We start from the raw sequence: 17767 nt of genomic DNA on the forward strand, positions 1-17767 counted from the left end.
AGAGAGTTGTAATTCCTCACGAAAGATTGATTTTGACTTAATATTTACATTTATGATTAAAACAATGTTAACATCGGCGCTAGAGTCATTAATGGGATTCTCTCTATAAGAATAAGAGGATTGGTTAAAAAGAGGAAAATGGCCATGAACAAAATGAAGGCTGAAATGCTCAAAGTCTTTGCAACTATTGCTCTAATCTTAGGCTTTTCAATACATGCAAGTGCTGCTACCAACCAGCCAAACATTTTATGGTTAGTAATAGAGGACATGAGCCCACTACTGCCTATGTACGGTGACGACAGCATTGAAACTCCGAACATATCTAGATTGGCTGACGAGGGTGTTGTATACAATAACGTTTTCTCAACGTCAGGCGTTTGCGCACCAAGTAGAGCAGCGTTAGCTACAGGGCTCTACCCTAACGGGTTCGGAGCTAACAATATGAGAACTTCATCTAACACTGAAGAAACCGGCCTGCCAAAGTATGAAGCAGTTCCTCCTCAAAACACAAAGATGTTAAGCCAGTTGCTGAGGGAGGCAGGTTACTACACTACTAACAACTATAAAAACGACTATCAATTTAAAGCACCAAAGACTGCGTGGGATGAAAATGGAATTTACGCTCACTGGCGCAACCGCCCAAGTAATCAGCCTTTTTTCTCTATTTTCAATTTCACGACAACTCATGAGTCAGGCCTATTTGAACCTTACGGCATAAGAAAGCTGGAACAACGACATTACTTTTCTAATGACGCTGACAAGATTTCGGCACTGCCTACCGATCATAGAATTAAGACGGATAAAGAGTCTACACCTATTCATGTAGACCCAGAGACCAAATTTCCAGTCCCACCTTATTTACCCGATACGCCAATTGTGCAGAGAGACCTATGGAAGGTTTACAATAATTTAGCCGAAACTGATAAACAAATCGGAGCAATTTTAGATGTGTTAGAGGACGACGGCTTGTTAGACAACACTATAGTAGTTTTCTACTCTGATCACGGCGGTCCAATGCCAAAGCAAAAACGCCTAATCTATGACAGCGGGCTAAAAGTACCATTGATTATCCGCTTTCCCAACGGTCAGAAAGCAGGAACGATAGAAGAGCGTCTTGTGTCTTTTGTGGACTTCGCACCGACTACACTCGCTATGGCCGGAGTGCCCATTCCTGATTATATGCAAGGGGACAACTTTTTAGACACCTCAGATGAGAGAGAATACATTTATGCTGCAGCGGATAGGTTCGATGGTTTTACTGACACAATAAGAGCCGTCAGAGATCAATGCTATAAATATATTCGCAATTATCGTCCTAATGACCCGTATTACCTTCCTGTTGCATACCGAGAGAAAATACCGAGTATGCGCGAGCTACTTGCATTAAATGCTGCGGGTAAACTCAATGAAGCACAAAGCCAATGGTTTCGAAAAACCAAGGACGCTTATGAGCTTTTCAATGTTTGCAATGATCCTTACGAACTATCCAATCTTGCCTATATCAAAAACTATCAAAATAAACGTAATGAGATGGAGAGTGCACTGAACAACTGGTTAAAGGATATTGGTGACGACCCTACAAGAACAGAGAGGCAACTCATAGCTACCTTATGGGGTGATGCAAGCACTCAGCCTAAAACCAAAGCCCCAAAATTAGTCATTGAAGATGGCAAAGCCGTAATTGCTAGCGAGACGCCTGGAGCTTTTATTGCTTTTAGGTATAAACGGGATAAAACGTCACAAAATTGGCAAATATATAAAGAAGCGCAACCTATTAAACCCGGTGTAATAGAAGCTGTCGCACATAGACCAGGTTACATCGAGAGTGCTACAACAATGTTGACCATTGAAAAAAACTGATGTTCAAGGAATAAAAATGAATTTTGTAAGAGTATTTTGGCTTGCTGTAGCAACGGTCATGTTTGTAAGTGCCTGTTCATCCCATTCTTATTCAAATAATGATAAACCCACATTATTAACTGTAGGAGAAGGATTCACGAACCCGCTTGGCTATTATGAATCTACTCCACGTTTTTCTTGGAAGGCACCGTTAGACAATAAAAGGTCCACCCAACAATTGGCGTATCAAATACAAGTGGCGTCAACATTTGAAAACTTAATGGATAAACCAGATAAATGGGATAGTGGCAAAGTCCAGTCTTCCGCCATGTCATGGGTAAATTACGAAGGTAAGCCAATCTTTTCAAGAGAAAAGGTATTTTGGAGAGTCAGGTTTTGGGACGAAAACAATATCGTCTCGCAATGGAGCGATGTAGCGCACATTGAGTTAGGCCTGCTCAAAAATAGCGACTGGAAAGCTTCATGGATAGGGGCGAAAGAAACCCAAGCAACTGAATCACCTTCACAAAGCACGTTAGCTACACCGCAGTATTTTAGAAAGCCGTTTTCGTTAGATAAGGAAGTGAGTAAAGCAAGGCTATATGTAACGGCGAAAGGTGTGTTTAAGGTTTTCCTAAATGGTGAGGACGTCACCGCCAACGATGCATTGCCACCAGGTTGGACACCTTATGAAAAACGAATTGAAACCCTTACCTATGATGTAACCTCTTTAGTTAACCAAAACGAAAATGTACTTGGGGCTATCATTGCAGGTGGTTGGTATTCGGGAAGAATTGCAGATTTAAAGGAAACCGACCATTTAAAATCTCCACGGTTTCTTACTCAGCTTGAAATTACTTATTCAGACAATACGACATTACTTGTTACAACGAACGACTCTTGGAAAGCAACACAGTCGGGACCCATCCGTTTTGCGAGTAATTACGATGGAGAACGATATGACCAGCGGTTCGAAATGGACGGTTGGACTAAACCAGGTTTTGATGATTCGAAATGGAGCACTGCTGTTACCGAGGTGGTAACGCCTGACACACTCTTACGTCCGAAACGTCACTTACCCGTTCGTAATATAAAGCAGTTAGCCCCAGTATCATTCGAGCAAATTGATAAAGACACCGTTATTTTTGATTTTGGCCAAAACATGGTGGGCGTTCCCACTATCAATATTCCCGTTAAAGAAGGCAAAGAAGTTAAATTACGCTTTGCTGAGGCACTACATAAAGGAAGCTTTTACACAGAGAATTATCGTTCTGCGCATTCAACGGATTACTACTTGCCGTCAAAAAACGGCGTAGCCAAATATACGCCTACTTTCACCTTCCATGGATTTCGTTACATAGAAGTATCTGGTTTTGACGAAAGCAAAGTTCCTGTAAAAGATTGGATAGTAGCGAACGTACAACATTCTGACATAGCGCTATATAACAATTTTTCTAGTGCCAACCCAAAACTGAACAAACTATTTGAAAATATTAATTGGGGGTTAAGAGGCAACTTTTTCGATATCCCTTTGGACTGCCCTCAGCGCGACGAACGGTTAGGCTGGACAGGTGATGCCAACGCTTTTATAGCCCCATCAATGTATATGGCGGATGTATATGGATTCTGGTCTGCCTACCTTAAGAGTTTGCGCGAAGAACAAACCGAAGACGGCTTCGTTCCACTCTACGTACCCTTTGTAAAATGGATAAACTGGACATCATCGGGTTGGGGTGACGCCGCGACTATTCTCCCGTGGGAGCTCTACATGATGACAGGCGATAAAAAGATCCTAGAAGACAGCTACCCATCAATGACAGCCTGGATTGATTATCACGAAAGCCAGGCTGAAGATAATATATCAAGCATGATGACGTTTGGTGATTGGCTACAACCCTACCCTGAAAAAGAAGGAAAAGGTGCAAACCGAGGAGACACTGACTTCTCTCTTATCTCGACAGCATTTTTTGCTCGTTCGGTAGAGCTAACCAAAAAAACAGCATTGGAGCTTGGCTTCAAGAAAGATGCTAAACGCTTAGCGAGTAAACACAAAGAGCTAGCGAAGGCTTTCAGAAGTGAATTCTTTGACTCAAATTTAAACGTAGTAAAAGGAAAGGAAACACAAACAGCTTATCTTCTTGCACTCGCTTTCAACCTTTTACCTGAAAGCGATGTTAAGATTGCCCAAACTAAACTCGTTTCGTTACTTGAAGCGTCGGACACACACTTAAGAACGGGCTTTCTTGGAACGCCGTTACTGGCTAATGTTCTACAAGAGGCTGGACGAACTGATTTAGTCTATGCACTGCTATTTAAAGAAACTTATCCATCTTGGTTCTACTCAATCAACAATGGCGCTACCACCACATGGGAACGCTGGAACTCGTACTCAATAGAAGACGGATTTAACCCACAAGGCATGAATTCGTTGAATCACTACGCCTACGGTACTATTTCAAGGTGGTTTTACGAAGGTATTTTGGGCGTCAAGCCTTCGCTACCTGGCTTCAAGAGAGCGGTTATCTCCCCCCAACTTACTTCGCAACTCGGCTATGCTGATGGTTCCATACCTACACCAAGTGGAACTATTGATGTAAGTTGGAAAATGGCAAGCGGTGGGTTCGACGTATTTGTCACGATCCCTTTCAATACTACCGCAGAATTTATTCCACCGGCACAATACAAAGTTGAACAGGCTGAAAAATCTAATGGGGAAGTGCTCAGCCAGTGGACATCTCTACCGACTGGTCAATATCAATTTCGCGTAATCCTCAAGGATAAGAGTCTAAGGAAGCGCGATGATAATTAACGATACAAATAGGGTAACTACTATTACTTGCTCACTTTTTTTATTAATCGCAGCAACTAATACCTTTGCGGGCATTGAAGATTCTATCATCACTACCGAAAACGGAACTGCGGTGATAGAAGCTGAACACTACTCTACACAACATAAAGCGGACACGCGTCGCTGGATTATTTTCAATAATCAGAGCAATAACGCCCATGGTTTAGCAGATAGCGATAAAATGCATTTAGAGGACGCCAGCAATGATGCGTACATTGAGTTACTGCCAGACACAAGAACGAACCATTCCGAGCCCTTAGAGCACGGCGTTAATTTTTCTGCCACACCAGGTAAGTTAGCTGTCCTTACCTATCCTGTATATTTTAATACACCGGGTAGATACTTCGTTTGGGCAAGAGCTTACAGCTCAGGTAGTGAAGACAATGGTTTGCACATCGGCTTAAACAATACATGGCCTTCAAATGGCCAAAGGCTTCAACTTTGTGAGGGCAAAAACAAATGGACCTGGTCATCAAATCAAAGGCAAAAAGACAACCATTGTGGGACTCCAAACACTATCTGGTTAGATATACCTGAAAATGGCGTGCACAATATCACCCTATCTATGCGTGAAGATGGCTTTGAATTAGACAAAATCATTCTGACTCAAGACCCTGATTACAAGCCCGAAGGCGCAGGGCCAAGTGAAACTAGATACACACCTCTGCCCCTTTCCTTAAAAGAAACGTTCATTAACGTACAGGAATACAGTCTTATTTTAGAAGCTTCCCAAACCTTTGAGTCTGCCGGTGATGTTCCCTTTTATCATGACCGCAGAAATAGTGCGTTAGGCATCGATGCGAGAGAGATTCAATCTCGAAATGTCTGGGCGACATCTCAACTAAAGGTTCCTGAAAAAATGTGGGGGAAAAAGGCTAGCGCTCAAAAAACTTTTAAGAACGTAATATTAGTTACGCTTGGCGAAATAGATGGTGAGTCATCTTACAAAGTACTACTGAATGACAAAGAAATTGGCAGCTTCACCAATAGAGAAACTACCACCGATTATCAAGAAAACTATTTTGACTTGGGCTCACTTACATTAAAGCCGGGTGACATCATTACCGTTCAAGCAAAGGCAGTAACGAATGGAAAAGTTCCTGAGAATGGCGGCACGGCATACGCCAGAGGAAGATGGCGAGGGCTTGTATTCCAAGAGTAATTTAGTGTGCACCAACTGGAGAGTTAACCATGAGATACCCCACGTTTGTTAGTCTATTCGCTGCGCTTTTGATGTTAAATGGGTGCACTTCTACTGAGTATTTATTAGACGAAAAACTGTCTAACTTCAAAAATGTTTATAATGACGGCGAAGCACATTTTGTTGATGGAGAACTGCAGCTTATAGCTGAGAAAAACTGGTTCTTTTCAACTAGAAAAATTTATGAAGACTTTGTACTTGAAGCAGAAGTAATGATGCCAGATACGTCAGAGTACAGTAATTCAGGCATAATTTTTCGAGGTCAAATTATCGAAACCGATAAAGGTAAACAAATTATAGGCTATCAAGTAGATATTGACCCCAGTGACAGAAAATGGACAGGCGGACTTTACGATCAGGGCCGCAGAAAATGGCTTTACCCAATACACCCTACCCGCTCTCACCCCGATGAAGACTTTGTTACCAACTACTTAGGTGAGTGGACTAAAGAGCAAGGTGAAGCTTATAGTCACTTAACGTGGAACAAGGTAAAAATAGTCTGTAAAGGTTCTGATATCAAAATCTTTATTAATGACCTACTGACTACCCATGTCAAAGATGTGAAAGACAGTAAAGGGGTAATCGCATTTCAACATCACGGCAGCAAAGCATATAGGGAAAAGCGAGATAAAAATAATATCGTGCGCTTTAGAGCTATTTCGATTAAAAAATTATAACGCAAGAGTTGTTTCTAGTCGTAACAAATGCCTAAAGAAGCATGGTAGATTCAGTCCGGGTAATCTGCCTAGGGCAGCTTACCGTTCAGGACTGGAAAGCTCTAATTTATGTCTCATAATGGGAAGTGGACACTGTCACTTAGGCTCTTTTTGCATTGCATTCAACTCACCTAGTACATACACCATAGGAGCATTCCAGTTTATAGCAATTTCATTGGTTGAAAAGCTACACCATTCATCTAGGTAGGAATCAGCGGGTAATGGATAGGGATAAGTGCAATTATCCTGATGCCCAGAATGAGGCCCACCTACAAGCATACCCGGTATAGGCTCCTCAACTTTATCACTTTCAGAAATACGATGATGTGGATACATAGGGGTTTTATTTCCTATACCTGTGACAAAACTGTAGCCCGTGGCATTCATACCAAATATATAAGCAATGCTTTGGTAAACTCCTTTCAGATAATTGTCATTACTAGTGAGCCGATGCGCAGCGAGTAATACCATTGCTTTATTTAACAGAACACTGTTACTTCCCCACACAAAATCGGCCTCTTCCATGGGTACGCGATAAGGAGATGTCATTGTTTGCTCAACAATATCATCAGCTAGGGTGAGTAACTTCTGCCTCCACTTTTCGTAATGCACGCTTGGTAACGAAACTTTGTCACGGGTAAGCATCGAGATGAGTCCAAGAGTCTCTACGTTAGCCCATCCTGGTACTGTAAATTCAACAGGGTTATTCGAAAGGTGACTTAGATAGCGTAGATCTTCTGTAGCAAGGTAAAGTTCAACAGCAGCCCAGAAAAATTCATCATCGAAAGTATTGTCACCGTATTCGCCACTTTGCACATCATCCGGCTGTATATAAGGTGCATTAGGGTTTTCTATCGCCCATTCCCACGCTTTTTCAGCTTGCGCTAGCCATTGCTTAGCCAGATCGGGATCATGCTCTTGGTAAACACGGCTCGCGACCGCAAGAATGGCGGCTAAATCAAGGGTAGCCGAAGTTGACACACCTATCGCAAATAGCGGCTCACTATCTTCATGTGGCATAACCTTTCCCGGCCACTCTAAAGTCGTAACTTTGTGAAAGGCGGCGCCATCATATCGCTGCATAGTGGCTAACCAATCCAAATTCCAGCTTACTTCATCAAGGATGTCGGGCATATCGTTATGCCTCTCAGGTATGTCTATGGTAAGTGATTCGTAATACTGTGAATTATGTTCGTACGCAGCCAATAGAGTATAGGTGGCGATTGCTGCATTAACTGTATACTTGCCGTAATCTCCCGCGTCGTACCAGCCTTTTTGAGAGGTGACAACAGTGTGTGAGTCGAGCGATGATGCGGTTGCAGAAGAGTGCACCGTGACTACTTCGTCTAAATGTCCAGCTTCCCTAGCCCACTTTCCAGCATAGGTAGCATCCAATTCAGTACCCGAACGGTTAAAGTAGAACGATTTAATTGCAGCAATATGTGGGGCAAAGTAAACCCCATCACTGATGACAAATGGTGCGGAGCGTGGAAGAGCCGCTATCTCTAAGTAAAACTTACCTTGCTCAGTAAATTCACTGAAGTCAGCGCTACGAAGGTTTGCTTCTTGACTAAGCGGCCAATTCTCTGGTTTGTTCAATACGCCTTCATATCGAACGGCATCGTCCGTCTCACGCTTTATTACAAAACGGGTCGCAGACTTTGATGGCACTACAGCATACTTGCTGCCGTTAGGTAAATAGCCGACCTGACTTACCTTAATACTCACAGGCTTGTTGACTTGATCTTCAGTGTATTTTTGTTTGCTATTGTCTTCACTGCATCCGGTGATTGAAATGATAGACAGTAAAGCGAACAGCACACGGAAATAATGTCGGTTGCGTATTACGGCTGTCGAATGAATGAAAGAAACCATAGATATTTTGACCTCAATATGTTTTGTTTTATTTTTGTCAAAAATCGCGGCAAGTCGTCTTTTTATAGGTATCGTAAGTTAAAATAAAAGCGATGAACCGGTATTTGAACGCTTTTTATGAAAATTATGAAAACCGGGCCAACACATGACATTAACACAATATTTACTTATAACGTTTGTGTTGATCCTATTGCTTAACGAAAATGAAAAAGTTATAAACATAAAAAATAAATGGTTTCAGGCTGTTAATATGAAAGCGGTTTTGTTCAATATGCATGATTTGGTACTGCTTTTTACAGTTTATCAATGCTTGTTGTTTGCTTTATTTTTAGTAACGTTGAAGCGTGGTAAGCGTAAAACACACTTGCTTCTCGCCGCTTTCTTATTGTCGCAAGCGGCTATACCACTGGATAACTTGATTAATTTTGGAGAAATATTTCGCGATACCGCATTGCAGTTATCCCCGAATCTTTTTTATTCATTTGGTTTAGCGTATTGGATAGAAGCCCCTTTATTGCTTTTCTACATCCGCAGCCTTATTTACAAAGATTATCAATTCAGACGCTACGATTTACTCTTACTCGTTCCGTTTTTGCTGTACGCCATATACTTTGCCAATAGTTGGTGGCTCGAAGATGAAGCTTTGAAAATTGCCGCTTTGCAAGGTGACACCATTGCCAACAGTCCATTCTATGAGCGAGTTATTCATCTTTTCAGAGAAGTATTTCGTGTGGCATGTGGCATTCTATGCTTAATGGAATTGAATAAGTATCAAAGACAGTTAAAACAACAGGTTGCTGAAACCGAAAGTGTCGATCTGACCTGGCTAAAGATACTCGTGTTAGGCTTTTTAGGGGTTCGCGTTATTAGCGTGTTTACCGCTTTGGCGATTATTTCGGCCTATGAAGTCGGTTTTTATGTCGACCATGAATTATTAGGTTTATCATCTAATTACGTGGTAATTCTCATCGTGTCCGGATTGATATTTTTCAGTGCCGGCTATTCAACTATATTTCGTGGTATAGAGCGTCAAGGCACTCCTAATACATCCAAAGAAAAATCAAAGATTGATTTACGACAAGTAGAAAAAATCACTCATTATATGCATTTGAATAAACCTTATTTGAATCATCTACTTACGCTAGAAAACTTAGCTAAACAGCTTGATATTGCTCCACGGGCCCTGTCGCATATTATTAATCATCATTTCAATAAAAACTTCTTTGAATTCATCAACCAATATCGCATTGAAGAGAGTAAACTACTGCTAAAAAGTGAATCAAATCGAAAAGCCACTATGTTAGATATTATGGATGCAGCCGGTTTCAACAGCAAAGCAACCTTTAATACTTTTTTTAAGAAATTGGTGGGCAAAACACCCACGCAATATCGAAAAGATTTTTGGGACTGAACTACTTGAATCATCCCGTTGGATTAACGGTGTGTTGAACGATAGAATTCTGCTCACTGTAACGCTAACTCGGTCAAATTCATTACGGGATTCTGAGAAACAGCCTTACAGTATTTTTCAATGTATGCTGATTGCGTCGGCATGACGCTCGCAGAATTATCAATCACTTGCTTTATGTGTTCTAATCTAGAGCGGATCTCCACTTCAGGCAATGTATCTACAAGAGGGTGGTAGCCGTTTGCCCTAATGCCCTGCCCATGCAATACCGCAAGCCATGAAGTTTCGTTAAATAGCTCTGCGTCTTGACGATAAATCCTACCATTGGCTTTATAAAGATCGATCTTGTGTTGCAAGTAATCTGGAATAGGCATATTTTTGCAGTAACGCCAAAACTCAGTGTCTTCTCGTTCTGTCGCCACGTAGTGCAAAATAATGAAGTCTCGGATACGCTCCATTTCTAACCTGGTTTGCTGATTGTAGGTATCAATATCAATCTGCTCGAAGCCCTGATGGGGGAACATGCCAAGAAGCTTCGCAATGCCCGCTTGAATAAGATGTAGGCCTGTAGACTCCAATGGCTCTATAAAGCCAGCGGAAAGACCAATTGCTACGCAATTTTTCACCCATGATTTTTTGCGTATACCTGTTTTCCAACGAAGAATATTAGGCTCGTTCAGCGGTTCGCTCTCCATTTGCTGAATTAATACGTCAATTGCCTTTTGGGTATCTACAAATCGACTTGGAAACACATAACCGTTACCAATTCGATGCTGCAGTGGAATGCGCCAAGTCCAGCCTGCCTCTTGCGCCGTACTAATTGTGTAAGGGTACACGTTATTTTTTGCCAAACACGGCATTGCAATAGCGCTGTCGCAGGGCAACCAGTGTGACCAATCTTCAAAACCCGAATCCAAGGTTTTTTCGATAAGTAGGCCATTAAAGCCCGAGCAATCTATAAATAAATCTCCGTTGACAACTTGGCCATTGTCCAACACTAAATTGTCAATAAAGCCATCGGTGTCTCTAATAGAAACGTCTTCCATTTTAGCTTCGATACGTTTTACACCGCGACTTACGGCAATTTTTCTTAAATATTTCGCATACAAGGTCGCGTCAAAATGAAACGCATAGGCAATTTTAGATAACGGTGAATTGCCTCTGTTTTCCGGACGCATAAACCGGCCTTGCTTAGCTGCAACTGCTGCAAGTGAATACGCATCGAGATCGCTAGCTTCGCCTTTTTGGAACATTTTTAACCAATAGTGATGAAATTGAATGGCATCCATATCGGTTCCAAAGCTACCGAAAGGATGCATGTAGGAATGGCCTTTTTGTTTCCAGTTCGCAAACTCAATGCCCAATTTAAATGTCGCTTGAGTCTCGCGAACAAATTCGTTTTCATCGATCCCCAAAATGCTATTAAATAGCGCGATTTGAGGAATGGTTGCCTCGCCAACCGATACGGTTCCGATACTTTGTGACTCAACTAATACAATTTCAGCATAATTATTTTTTAGGACCGTAGCTAGCGCTGCAGCGGTCATCCACCCAGCACTCCCTCCACCCAAAATAACGACTTTTTTTACTGCTTGCATACTGAATCCTGTTGGTTTTTATATCACTTAAACTGAGGCAGCTGCATTGCTGCTTGCTCTATCTGTTGCTTAAGCATGGTAAGCTTGTGCTCAAGATCGTCTATTTCTATTGCAAAGCTCAAAGGGTCCAATGCAATGGGATATTTATCAAAAGCTAACAACGTATTCTCAATTAATCCTAAGTCGTTTGGGTAATGCTCTAACTGAGGAAAGACTCCTGTACGCTGATAAAAGCTAATAGCATACTCTAGATCAGCCGCTTCAATAAGTTCGGCTTTAAGCTGCCAAAACTCAGTATCTTTTCTGTCACATAAAAAAACAGGAAGCAATGCTAAATCTCGCCAATACCGATAACGCTCTGACGATTTTCGATTAAAAAAATTAGCCGATGCTGTGGATAAATTAACACCACTTAGTAATGCCCAAAGTGTATTTAACTGTTGAGTTCTGTATCCCAATCCACCATTGTCCAGCATTTGATGTACACCTGTTTCAAACAAGTAGATTGTGTTTGAGGTATGCTGCCAAACGTCATGGGTATTGGGCGCTAGGGCTATTTCTAAACATTCGCTATACGAACCAGACAAACTTTTTTTCTCTTTAGTGAAACAGCGGGAGAAGAACTTTCTAGCGTATTGACGGCCGCTTACGTACTGACGCTCGACATAACCGTCATCAGTGCATTCGTATTCATTTGAAAGGTTATTTACTTTGGGAACACTTTCTTTAAGAACGGATGTCTCAATTAGAAATGTGTCTAACGGCATTTTACAGTCGGGTTCTTTACTTACTCGACAATCTAACGTAATCGTTTCCCTGCCAGAGAATTGATCTTCAGTGTCAAAAGCGTCGGCATGTAATTCAGCCCCCTTTCCTAGCTCTAATGTTACCTGCTTAAGTAAATTACAAAGTAACTTTGCGTCAACGCGTAAACCATATTCTAAACTAGAAAGAATTGATCGAGGGTCACCACTAGGCATTGCAAACGTGCCTACTAATGCACATATAGTGTTCAAAGAAAATAGCTCTGCCCGCCAATTCAAATTATTGGTTTCGTTTCTAAGCCTAGCGAGATAGTGTACGAAATTTACGCCCCCTAGCGGCACTCCTGTTTTTGCGAGCCCTGCAAATGCAACATGTTTTTTTCCCTGCCATCCCATGTACTTGTTTGCTAAAAAAGGCATAGCGCGAGCATGGTTAACTAGTACAGATTCGGTTAGACCGAGATTTTGCAGTGCCAATAGCACATCAGCTTGCAACGCCAAACTGCCGTGACTAAACACTGGTTCCTCATCACTAGCAACATGAAATACGGCTATTTCGGTATCTTTAAGCGCGTACGCTGCCATTGCAGCCGTGTACCATCCTGCTAGTGCACTGTGTTTACCACTAATTACCTTCACTTTTGTAATAGCAACAGTGTCTGTCATATTTTTGCCTATATTACTTTCGACCATACAGGCTAAATTGGGCTGCTTGGTTGAGTTGTAACTTAACATTACAAGTCATATTGTCGTGTAACCGTGACACGATTTGCTCATTTGTTTGCATTCTTGCTACCGCCTGTTGGATATCAGTGAAAAGCGTCAACATATATGTGTCTGCATGAGCTAATGTGGTTTCGTTTACACGTATATCACTGTAAGACGGAATAACACCTTGGCCGTTGTACACCGCTAACCAAGATGGCGTTAAAAATAATCCGTATTGATAATCTTCAATTACGCCTATCTCTTTGTACAATTCCATTTTTTCTTCAAGGCTTGGCGGTATTTTCAAGTGTTTGCAGAAAGTCCAAAATGGCGTGTCTTCGCGAGATGTCGCGTGGTAATGCAGAATCAGAAAGTCACGAATTTTATCCATTTCATTACTAAAGTATCGATTGTATTCGGTACTTTTAACAGCCATGTTTTCTCGTTGCGGTAGTAGCTCTACCAACTTCATGATAGCAGCTTGAATAAGGTAAATGCTTGTTGATTCCAACGGTTCTAAAAAGCCACTTGAAAGCCCAATTGCAACACAATTTTTAAGCCAACTTGATTTTCTTTTTCCTGTGACAAATTTCAAATAATTAGGTTCTGATGTTTGGTTGCCGGGCAGATTCGTCAAAAGCGTTTTCAGTGCATTTTCTTCATTTATGTACTGGCTAGCGTAAACATATCCATTTCCCATTCTATGCTTTAACGGGATTTGCCATTGCCAACCGGCATCTCGAGCAATCGCTTTGGTATAAGGTAGGGGTCTTCCATTATGTTCACTTTGTACAGCTATGGCTCGATCACAAGGTAACCAATGAGACCAGTCTTCATAGCCCGCCTTTAAACTTTGCTCTATCAAACGTCCTTTGAAACCAGAGCAATCGACAAAAAAATCGCCGTTTACAATTGTGCCATCATCCAGTTTTAGGCCGGAAATAGAGCCATCACTTTTTCGAAGCGATACACTATTTACCTTACCCTCAATACGCGTGGTGCCTTTTTGCTCAGAGAAAGTCCTTAAGTATTGCGCGTATAAACCTGCATCAATGTGGTAAGCATAAGAGTAGCTTGATGTGAGTAAACCAGGTTCGGAAGTCGGAAAATTAAATTTGCTGTTTTTGCATGCCACAACAGGCAAAGAGTAATCATCGAGTTTCAGCTGATTATTGTACTTTTTACGTGCAAAGAAATAATGGTGAAACGCAACATTTTTTATTGGTTTACCGTAATCACCAAAAGGGTTAATGTAAGTATCGCCAATATCCCCCCAATTTGAAAACTCAATCCCAGCTTTTATGGTGGCATTGGTTGCCTTTATAAACTCGCCCTCATCAATGCCTAATCGCTGATTAAAAAAACGTAAGTGAGGTAAAGTTGCCTCACCAACTCCCACTGTACCAATGGCGTCTGACTCTACGAGAGTGATTGAAAAGAACTTAGGATCAAGCAATGTAGACAAGGCAGCTGCCGTCATCCAACCGGCGGTGCCGCCGCCCAAAATAACAATATTTCTTATTTGATGTGTAGGCGCTTTAAACACGCATTATCTCTTTTTTCTTAACAAGAATTTCATAGTAAAAACACACAATCATAGTAGCGGTGCCTATCAAAAGTAGGATCCGCTACGTTGAGTAATATTTAGCGTCAGAACACACCGCGCACCACTAAACTGAAGCGTCTATCATTAACAAACGCACCACGTAATCTTCGGTTTCCTTCCTGATCTATTTGCATCGACGTGCGAGTGACCTCATCGGTTAGATTAGTGCCCTGAATACCTACTTTGATATTCTCAGTGACATCATAAAACACCGAAGCATCCAAAAATCCAATAGCCTCGTTAAAGATAGGTAGCTGTGTAATGACGTCTTGCGTCGTCAAAAGATAAGCCGAACGCCAGTTGTATGCCATACGTGCATTCCAACCGTATTTCTCATACATGACCACCAAGTTATAGTTGTCTTCCGACAAACCTTCTAATGGGAGTCCTTCAAAGGCAAAGTTAGCATTAACGGTCGTATCAGGGTTGTCAGGTGCCAAGCCGGAATTTGGCGAGCCGTCTTCATCAACAAATGTGTAGTTAGCTTGCACGCCGATACCATCAAAAGGCGCTGGCAACATATCAAAAAACTGCTGATAGGCAATTTCGAAGCCTTGAACTGAGCCTTTTTCGCCGTTGAGTGCCGATGCAACTTCAACTTCTTGGGTTGCTCCATTATTTGTATACGATTCCGTTCGTGTACCGCTAATAAAGTAATTTTCTAAATCTTTATAAAAATAGGAAAAGGTTAGAGAGCCAACAGGCGCAAAATACCACTCCAATGTTAGATCATAGTTAACCGCTTCCATTGGCTTTAAGAAAGGGTTGCCCGAATTAGCTGTGTAACGACCTATGGTAGACGAGACCAAATCAGGCTGACCGTCACCATTGTTATCATCACCGACCACATTAATGCGGTCTTGCTCTTGTATGGCGACATAGTTTCTCAATAGACCAAGTTGAGGCAAGGCAATAGTTTCTGCAACACCGACTCTCATTAGTACTTCATCCGTAATATTAAGTTTGAAGTTGAAACTAGGAAGTATCTTATTGTAATCGCTCGATGATACTAATGGTGTTGAAGCAGCGTTCCCGAATGCTTTTTGATCATCTGGTAAGTAGTTTTCCTGTTCAGTAGGGTCGTTTGGATCATCGGGCACGTTGTCAGGGAATACGATAAAGCCAGCGGTGTCGTTTTCGATGTTAACATAGCGCACGCCAAAGTTACCCGAGTAGTCCATATCCCCCCACATACCTTCGAAATTGGCTTTGATATAGACAGCAGTATTTACTTCATCGGTTTGATTTACTTCATTATTGATAAAGTCAGAACCATCTGCATTTCGCGCTGAAAGTGGCGTCCAACCGCTTGAGACGGGCGCCAAGGCCGAACCTGCACTTCTGTAGTTTTTCGCTAATGACATTGCAGGGAATAGAAAAGCGTTGCCGCCATCTACGTTAAGAACGCCACCGCGCGCAAAGTTATCAAAGCTAACTTCTTCATGGGGTACTTGTAATCCAGCAACGGAATCATACCAAGCTACATCACCCGTCCATGCTTCAGACAGTACACCCCAATTGTAAGTTGACTGCCGAGTGGTTTGCTCGCGTTTAGCGTAACGAGCCCCGAACTGCACAGATGTAAATAGACCGTCATCAAAGGTATATTTTGTATCAAAGCGCGTTGCAATCTCTTCACCTTCGTTAGCCGCAATGTGATCCATCGCACTTCGAAAGAATGAGCGACTCGGGTCAGTAAAGTGATTATTATTTCTATCAAAATCAGGTTGACCGTTGAATGTAGGCGCATAGAAGTCAATAGAGGGCTTGCCCGTTCCCGAAACATCTAAACCTATCACAGCATCGGTTGCCCCCATTATCGTAAAGTCAATGACATCGTTTGTCCCTTCTACATATTGAACATCAAAGTTAAAGGCCCATGAGTCATTAGGGGTGTATTTTACGTTGAAACTCAAATCTTCAACCGTTGATTCATTATCACGAAAGCGAGACTGAAGCACGTGGTTCATACCAAAAATACCGCCCGGAGTACGCTCACCTTCGTTTCCGCGCCAACCTTCGTTAGACGTCATAATACCTTGCTCAAAATAGCCGTTTGAATCAAACTCAAACTGAGTACCATCAACCGGAATCAAGCCATCTTGAGCATCAGTATCATCCATTTCTACCGCATTTTCAGTCCACGCCAATTGGGAGTCACTACGAATGTATTCCCCCGTTGCAAGGATAGTGCGGTCTGGATTTTGCCACTGGACAACTGCTGCAAAGCCTTGACGAGTTCGGTCGTCTTTTTTACGTGTAAGTCTGGCGCCCTCAGGGATTAAATTGTCGTTGTCAGCCTGTGGCCAGTACTGTCCTACCATCGCACCGTCAGACTGCGCTTTAAGTTCGGAATGAGATGCGTTAACAAGTAAGCCCCACTTACCGCTGTCGCTTTCAAATACGTTACTGTAAAGCGCTGAAAACGTCGGTGTGGTCTCTTCAATAAAATCCGCGTAAGTAACGTCTGCAGAAAAAGCAAACATTTGACCGTTGGTATCAAACGGCTTTCTCGTGATCAAGTTCACCGTACCTGCAATACCACCTTCAATCATGTCGGCAGTGCTGTTTTTAAATACTTGAACCGAACCCATAAGCTCGGGCGGCACATCTTGGAAGCTCAGCCCACGACCTGAATCTGCTGTAAAGCTATCACGACCATTAAATTCACTTCGAACGTGTGTCAAACCACGAATGGCTACTCCACTACCTTCTGTTCCGAAGTGATCAGGGTCGTTGGGTGCGGCAAAACGACCCATGGTTATGCCAGGTAAACGAGAAATTGCTTCAAGTACTGAACGATCTGGAAACCCACCGATATCAGAAGCATCAAGCGCATCCACAACAGTTTCACTGAAACGCTTAATGTTTTGAGCGTTGAAAAGGTCGGCTCGTGTCCCGCGAACGTCAATAACTTCTATCGTTTCGTCTTCACTATCCGCCTCAGCCTCCTGTGCATACACTTTACCCGCTATTAAACCTAATACAGCAGATGCAAGCAAAGAATATCTGAATCGTTTTTTATGTCTTAGTACTATGTGCTTTTCAGTTGTCATACGAAATCTCTTGTTTTTATGTGTTGAATAGGCCCACTCAAACATCTTTCAACATATTCAGTTCTTACATTCCGAATATGTTGAAACTTTTTTTGTGTTGTTAATTAGCAAAAGCTTGATGCTAGGCTTCCCCTTGTTGTGTGGTTGC

General features: G+C 42.1%; 10 protein-coding genes. 5 read left to right on the top strand and 5 right to left on the bottom strand.

Going from position 1 to position 17767, the window contains the following annotated elements:
- The first annotated feature begins 144 nt into the window (after positions 1 to 144).
- The 4 genes from ACM0P2_RS20520 to ACM0P2_RS20535 are packed head-to-tail and all read left to right on the top strand — an operon-like array spanning position 145 to position 6565.
- Complete coding sequence (locus ACM0P2_RS20520; protein WP_236547234.1) at positions 145 to 1860, top strand: sulfatase; 1716 nt, start codon at positions 145 to 147, stop codon at positions 1858 to 1860.
- Positions 1861 to 1876: 16 nt separating this feature from the next.
- Complete coding sequence (locus tag ACM0P2_RS20525; RefSeq protein ID WP_159120490.1) at positions 1877 to 4648, top strand: alpha-L-rhamnosidase; 2772 nt, start codon at positions 1877 to 1879, stop codon at positions 4646 to 4648.
- Complete coding sequence (locus tag ACM0P2_RS20530) at positions 4638 to 5849, top strand: hypothetical protein (RefSeq protein WP_159120489.1); 1212 nt, start codon at positions 4638 to 4640, stop codon at positions 5847 to 5849. Before ACM0P2_RS20525 ends, ACM0P2_RS20530 begins: the two co-directional genes overlap by 11 nt.
- A gap of 29 nt (positions 5850 to 5878) precedes the next feature.
- A complete protein-coding gene (locus ACM0P2_RS20535) occupies positions 5879 to 6565 on the top strand; it encodes a 3-keto-disaccharide hydrolase (RefSeq protein ID WP_159120488.1) in 687 nt (228 codons plus the stop codon).
- A 135-nt stretch (positions 6566 to 6700) separates the two neighbouring features.
- Here the strand turns inward: ACM0P2_RS20535 and ACM0P2_RS20540 are convergent, their stop codons facing one another.
- Positions 6701 to 8479, bottom strand: a complete 1779-nt coding sequence (locus ACM0P2_RS20540) for a glycoside hydrolase family 9 protein (protein ID WP_159120487.1) — start codon at positions 8477 to 8479, stop codon at positions 6701 to 6703.
- A 145-nt stretch (positions 8480 to 8624) separates the two neighbouring features.
- On the opposite strand from ACM0P2_RS20540, the gene ACM0P2_RS20545 reads away from it, so the two are divergent.
- Positions 8625 to 9890, top strand: a complete 1266-nt coding sequence (locus tag ACM0P2_RS20545) for a helix-turn-helix domain-containing protein (protein ID WP_419227728.1) — start codon at positions 8625 to 8627, stop codon at positions 9888 to 9890.
- Positions 9891 to 9943: 53 nt separating this feature from the next.
- On the opposite strand, the gene ACM0P2_RS20550 is transcribed toward ACM0P2_RS20545, so the two are convergent.
- From ACM0P2_RS20550 to ACM0P2_RS20565, 4 genes are all read right to left on the bottom strand, one after another.
- Complete coding sequence (locus tag ACM0P2_RS20550; protein ID WP_159120486.1) at positions 9944 to 11485, bottom strand: tryptophan halogenase family protein; 1542 nt, start codon at positions 11483 to 11485, stop codon at positions 9944 to 9946.
- A 23-nt stretch (positions 11486 to 11508) separates the two neighbouring features.
- Positions 11509 to 12915 (bottom strand): tryptophan 7-halogenase, encoded by a 1407-nt coding sequence (locus ACM0P2_RS20555; protein ID WP_419227729.1) that lies wholly within the window; start codon positions 12913 to 12915, stop codon positions 11509 to 11511.
- 13 nt (positions 12916 to 12928) lie between these two features.
- Positions 12929 to 14503: a tryptophan halogenase family protein gene (locus tag ACM0P2_RS20560; protein WP_419227731.1), complete on the bottom strand. Its 1575-nt coding sequence runs from the start codon at positions 14501 to 14503 to the stop codon at positions 12929 to 12931.
- Positions 14504 to 14607: 104 nt separating this feature from the next.
- Positions 14608 to 17619, bottom strand: coding sequence for a TonB-dependent receptor (locus ACM0P2_RS20565; protein ID WP_159120483.1), 3012 nt, complete (start codon positions 17617 to 17619; stop codon positions 14608 to 14610).
- Positions 17620 to 17767 lie beyond the last annotated feature (148 nt).

The sequence above is a fragment of the Alteromonas sp. OM2203 genome (genome assembly GCF_048517045.1).
GTDB classification, from domain to species: domain Bacteria; phylum Pseudomonadota; class Gammaproteobacteria; order Enterobacterales; family Alteromonadaceae; genus Alteromonas; species Alteromonas gracilis.

What these genes read in the sequence shown, in the direction of transcription:
- ACM0P2_RS20520 (WP_236547234.1), top strand. Translation starts at nt 145, where the DNA reads ATGAACAAAATGAAGGCTGAAATGCTCAAAGTCTTTGCAACTATTGCT.
- ACM0P2_RS20525 (WP_159120490.1), top strand. Translation starts at nt 1,877, where the DNA reads ATGAATTTTGTAAGAGTATTTTGGCTTGCTGTAGCAACGGTCATGTTT.
- ACM0P2_RS20530 (WP_159120489.1), top strand. Translation starts at nt 4,638, where the DNA reads ATGATAATTAACGATACAAATAGGGTAACTACTATTACTTGCTCACTT.
- ACM0P2_RS20535 (WP_159120488.1), top strand. Translation starts at nt 5,879, where the DNA reads ATGAGATACCCCACGTTTGTTAGTCTATTCGCTGCGCTTTTGATGTTA.
- ACM0P2_RS20540 (WP_159120487.1), bottom strand. Translation starts at nt 8,479, where the DNA reads ATGGTTTCTTTCATTCATTCGACAGCCGTAATACGCAACCGACATTAT.
- ACM0P2_RS20545 (WP_419227728.1), top strand. Translation starts at nt 8,625, where the DNA reads ATGACATTAACACAATATTTACTTATAACGTTTGTGTTGATCCTATTG.
- ACM0P2_RS20550 (WP_159120486.1), bottom strand. Translation starts at nt 11,485, where the DNA reads ATGCAAGCAGTAAAAAAAGTCGTTATTTTGGGTGGAGGGAGTGCTGGG.
- ACM0P2_RS20555 (WP_419227729.1), bottom strand. Translation starts at nt 12,915, where the DNA reads ATGACAGACACTGTTGCTATTACAAAAGTGAAGGTAATTAGTGGTAAA.
- ACM0P2_RS20565 (WP_159120483.1), bottom strand. Translation starts at nt 17,619, where the DNA reads ATGACAACTGAAAAGCACATAGTACTAAGACATAAAAAACGATTCAGA.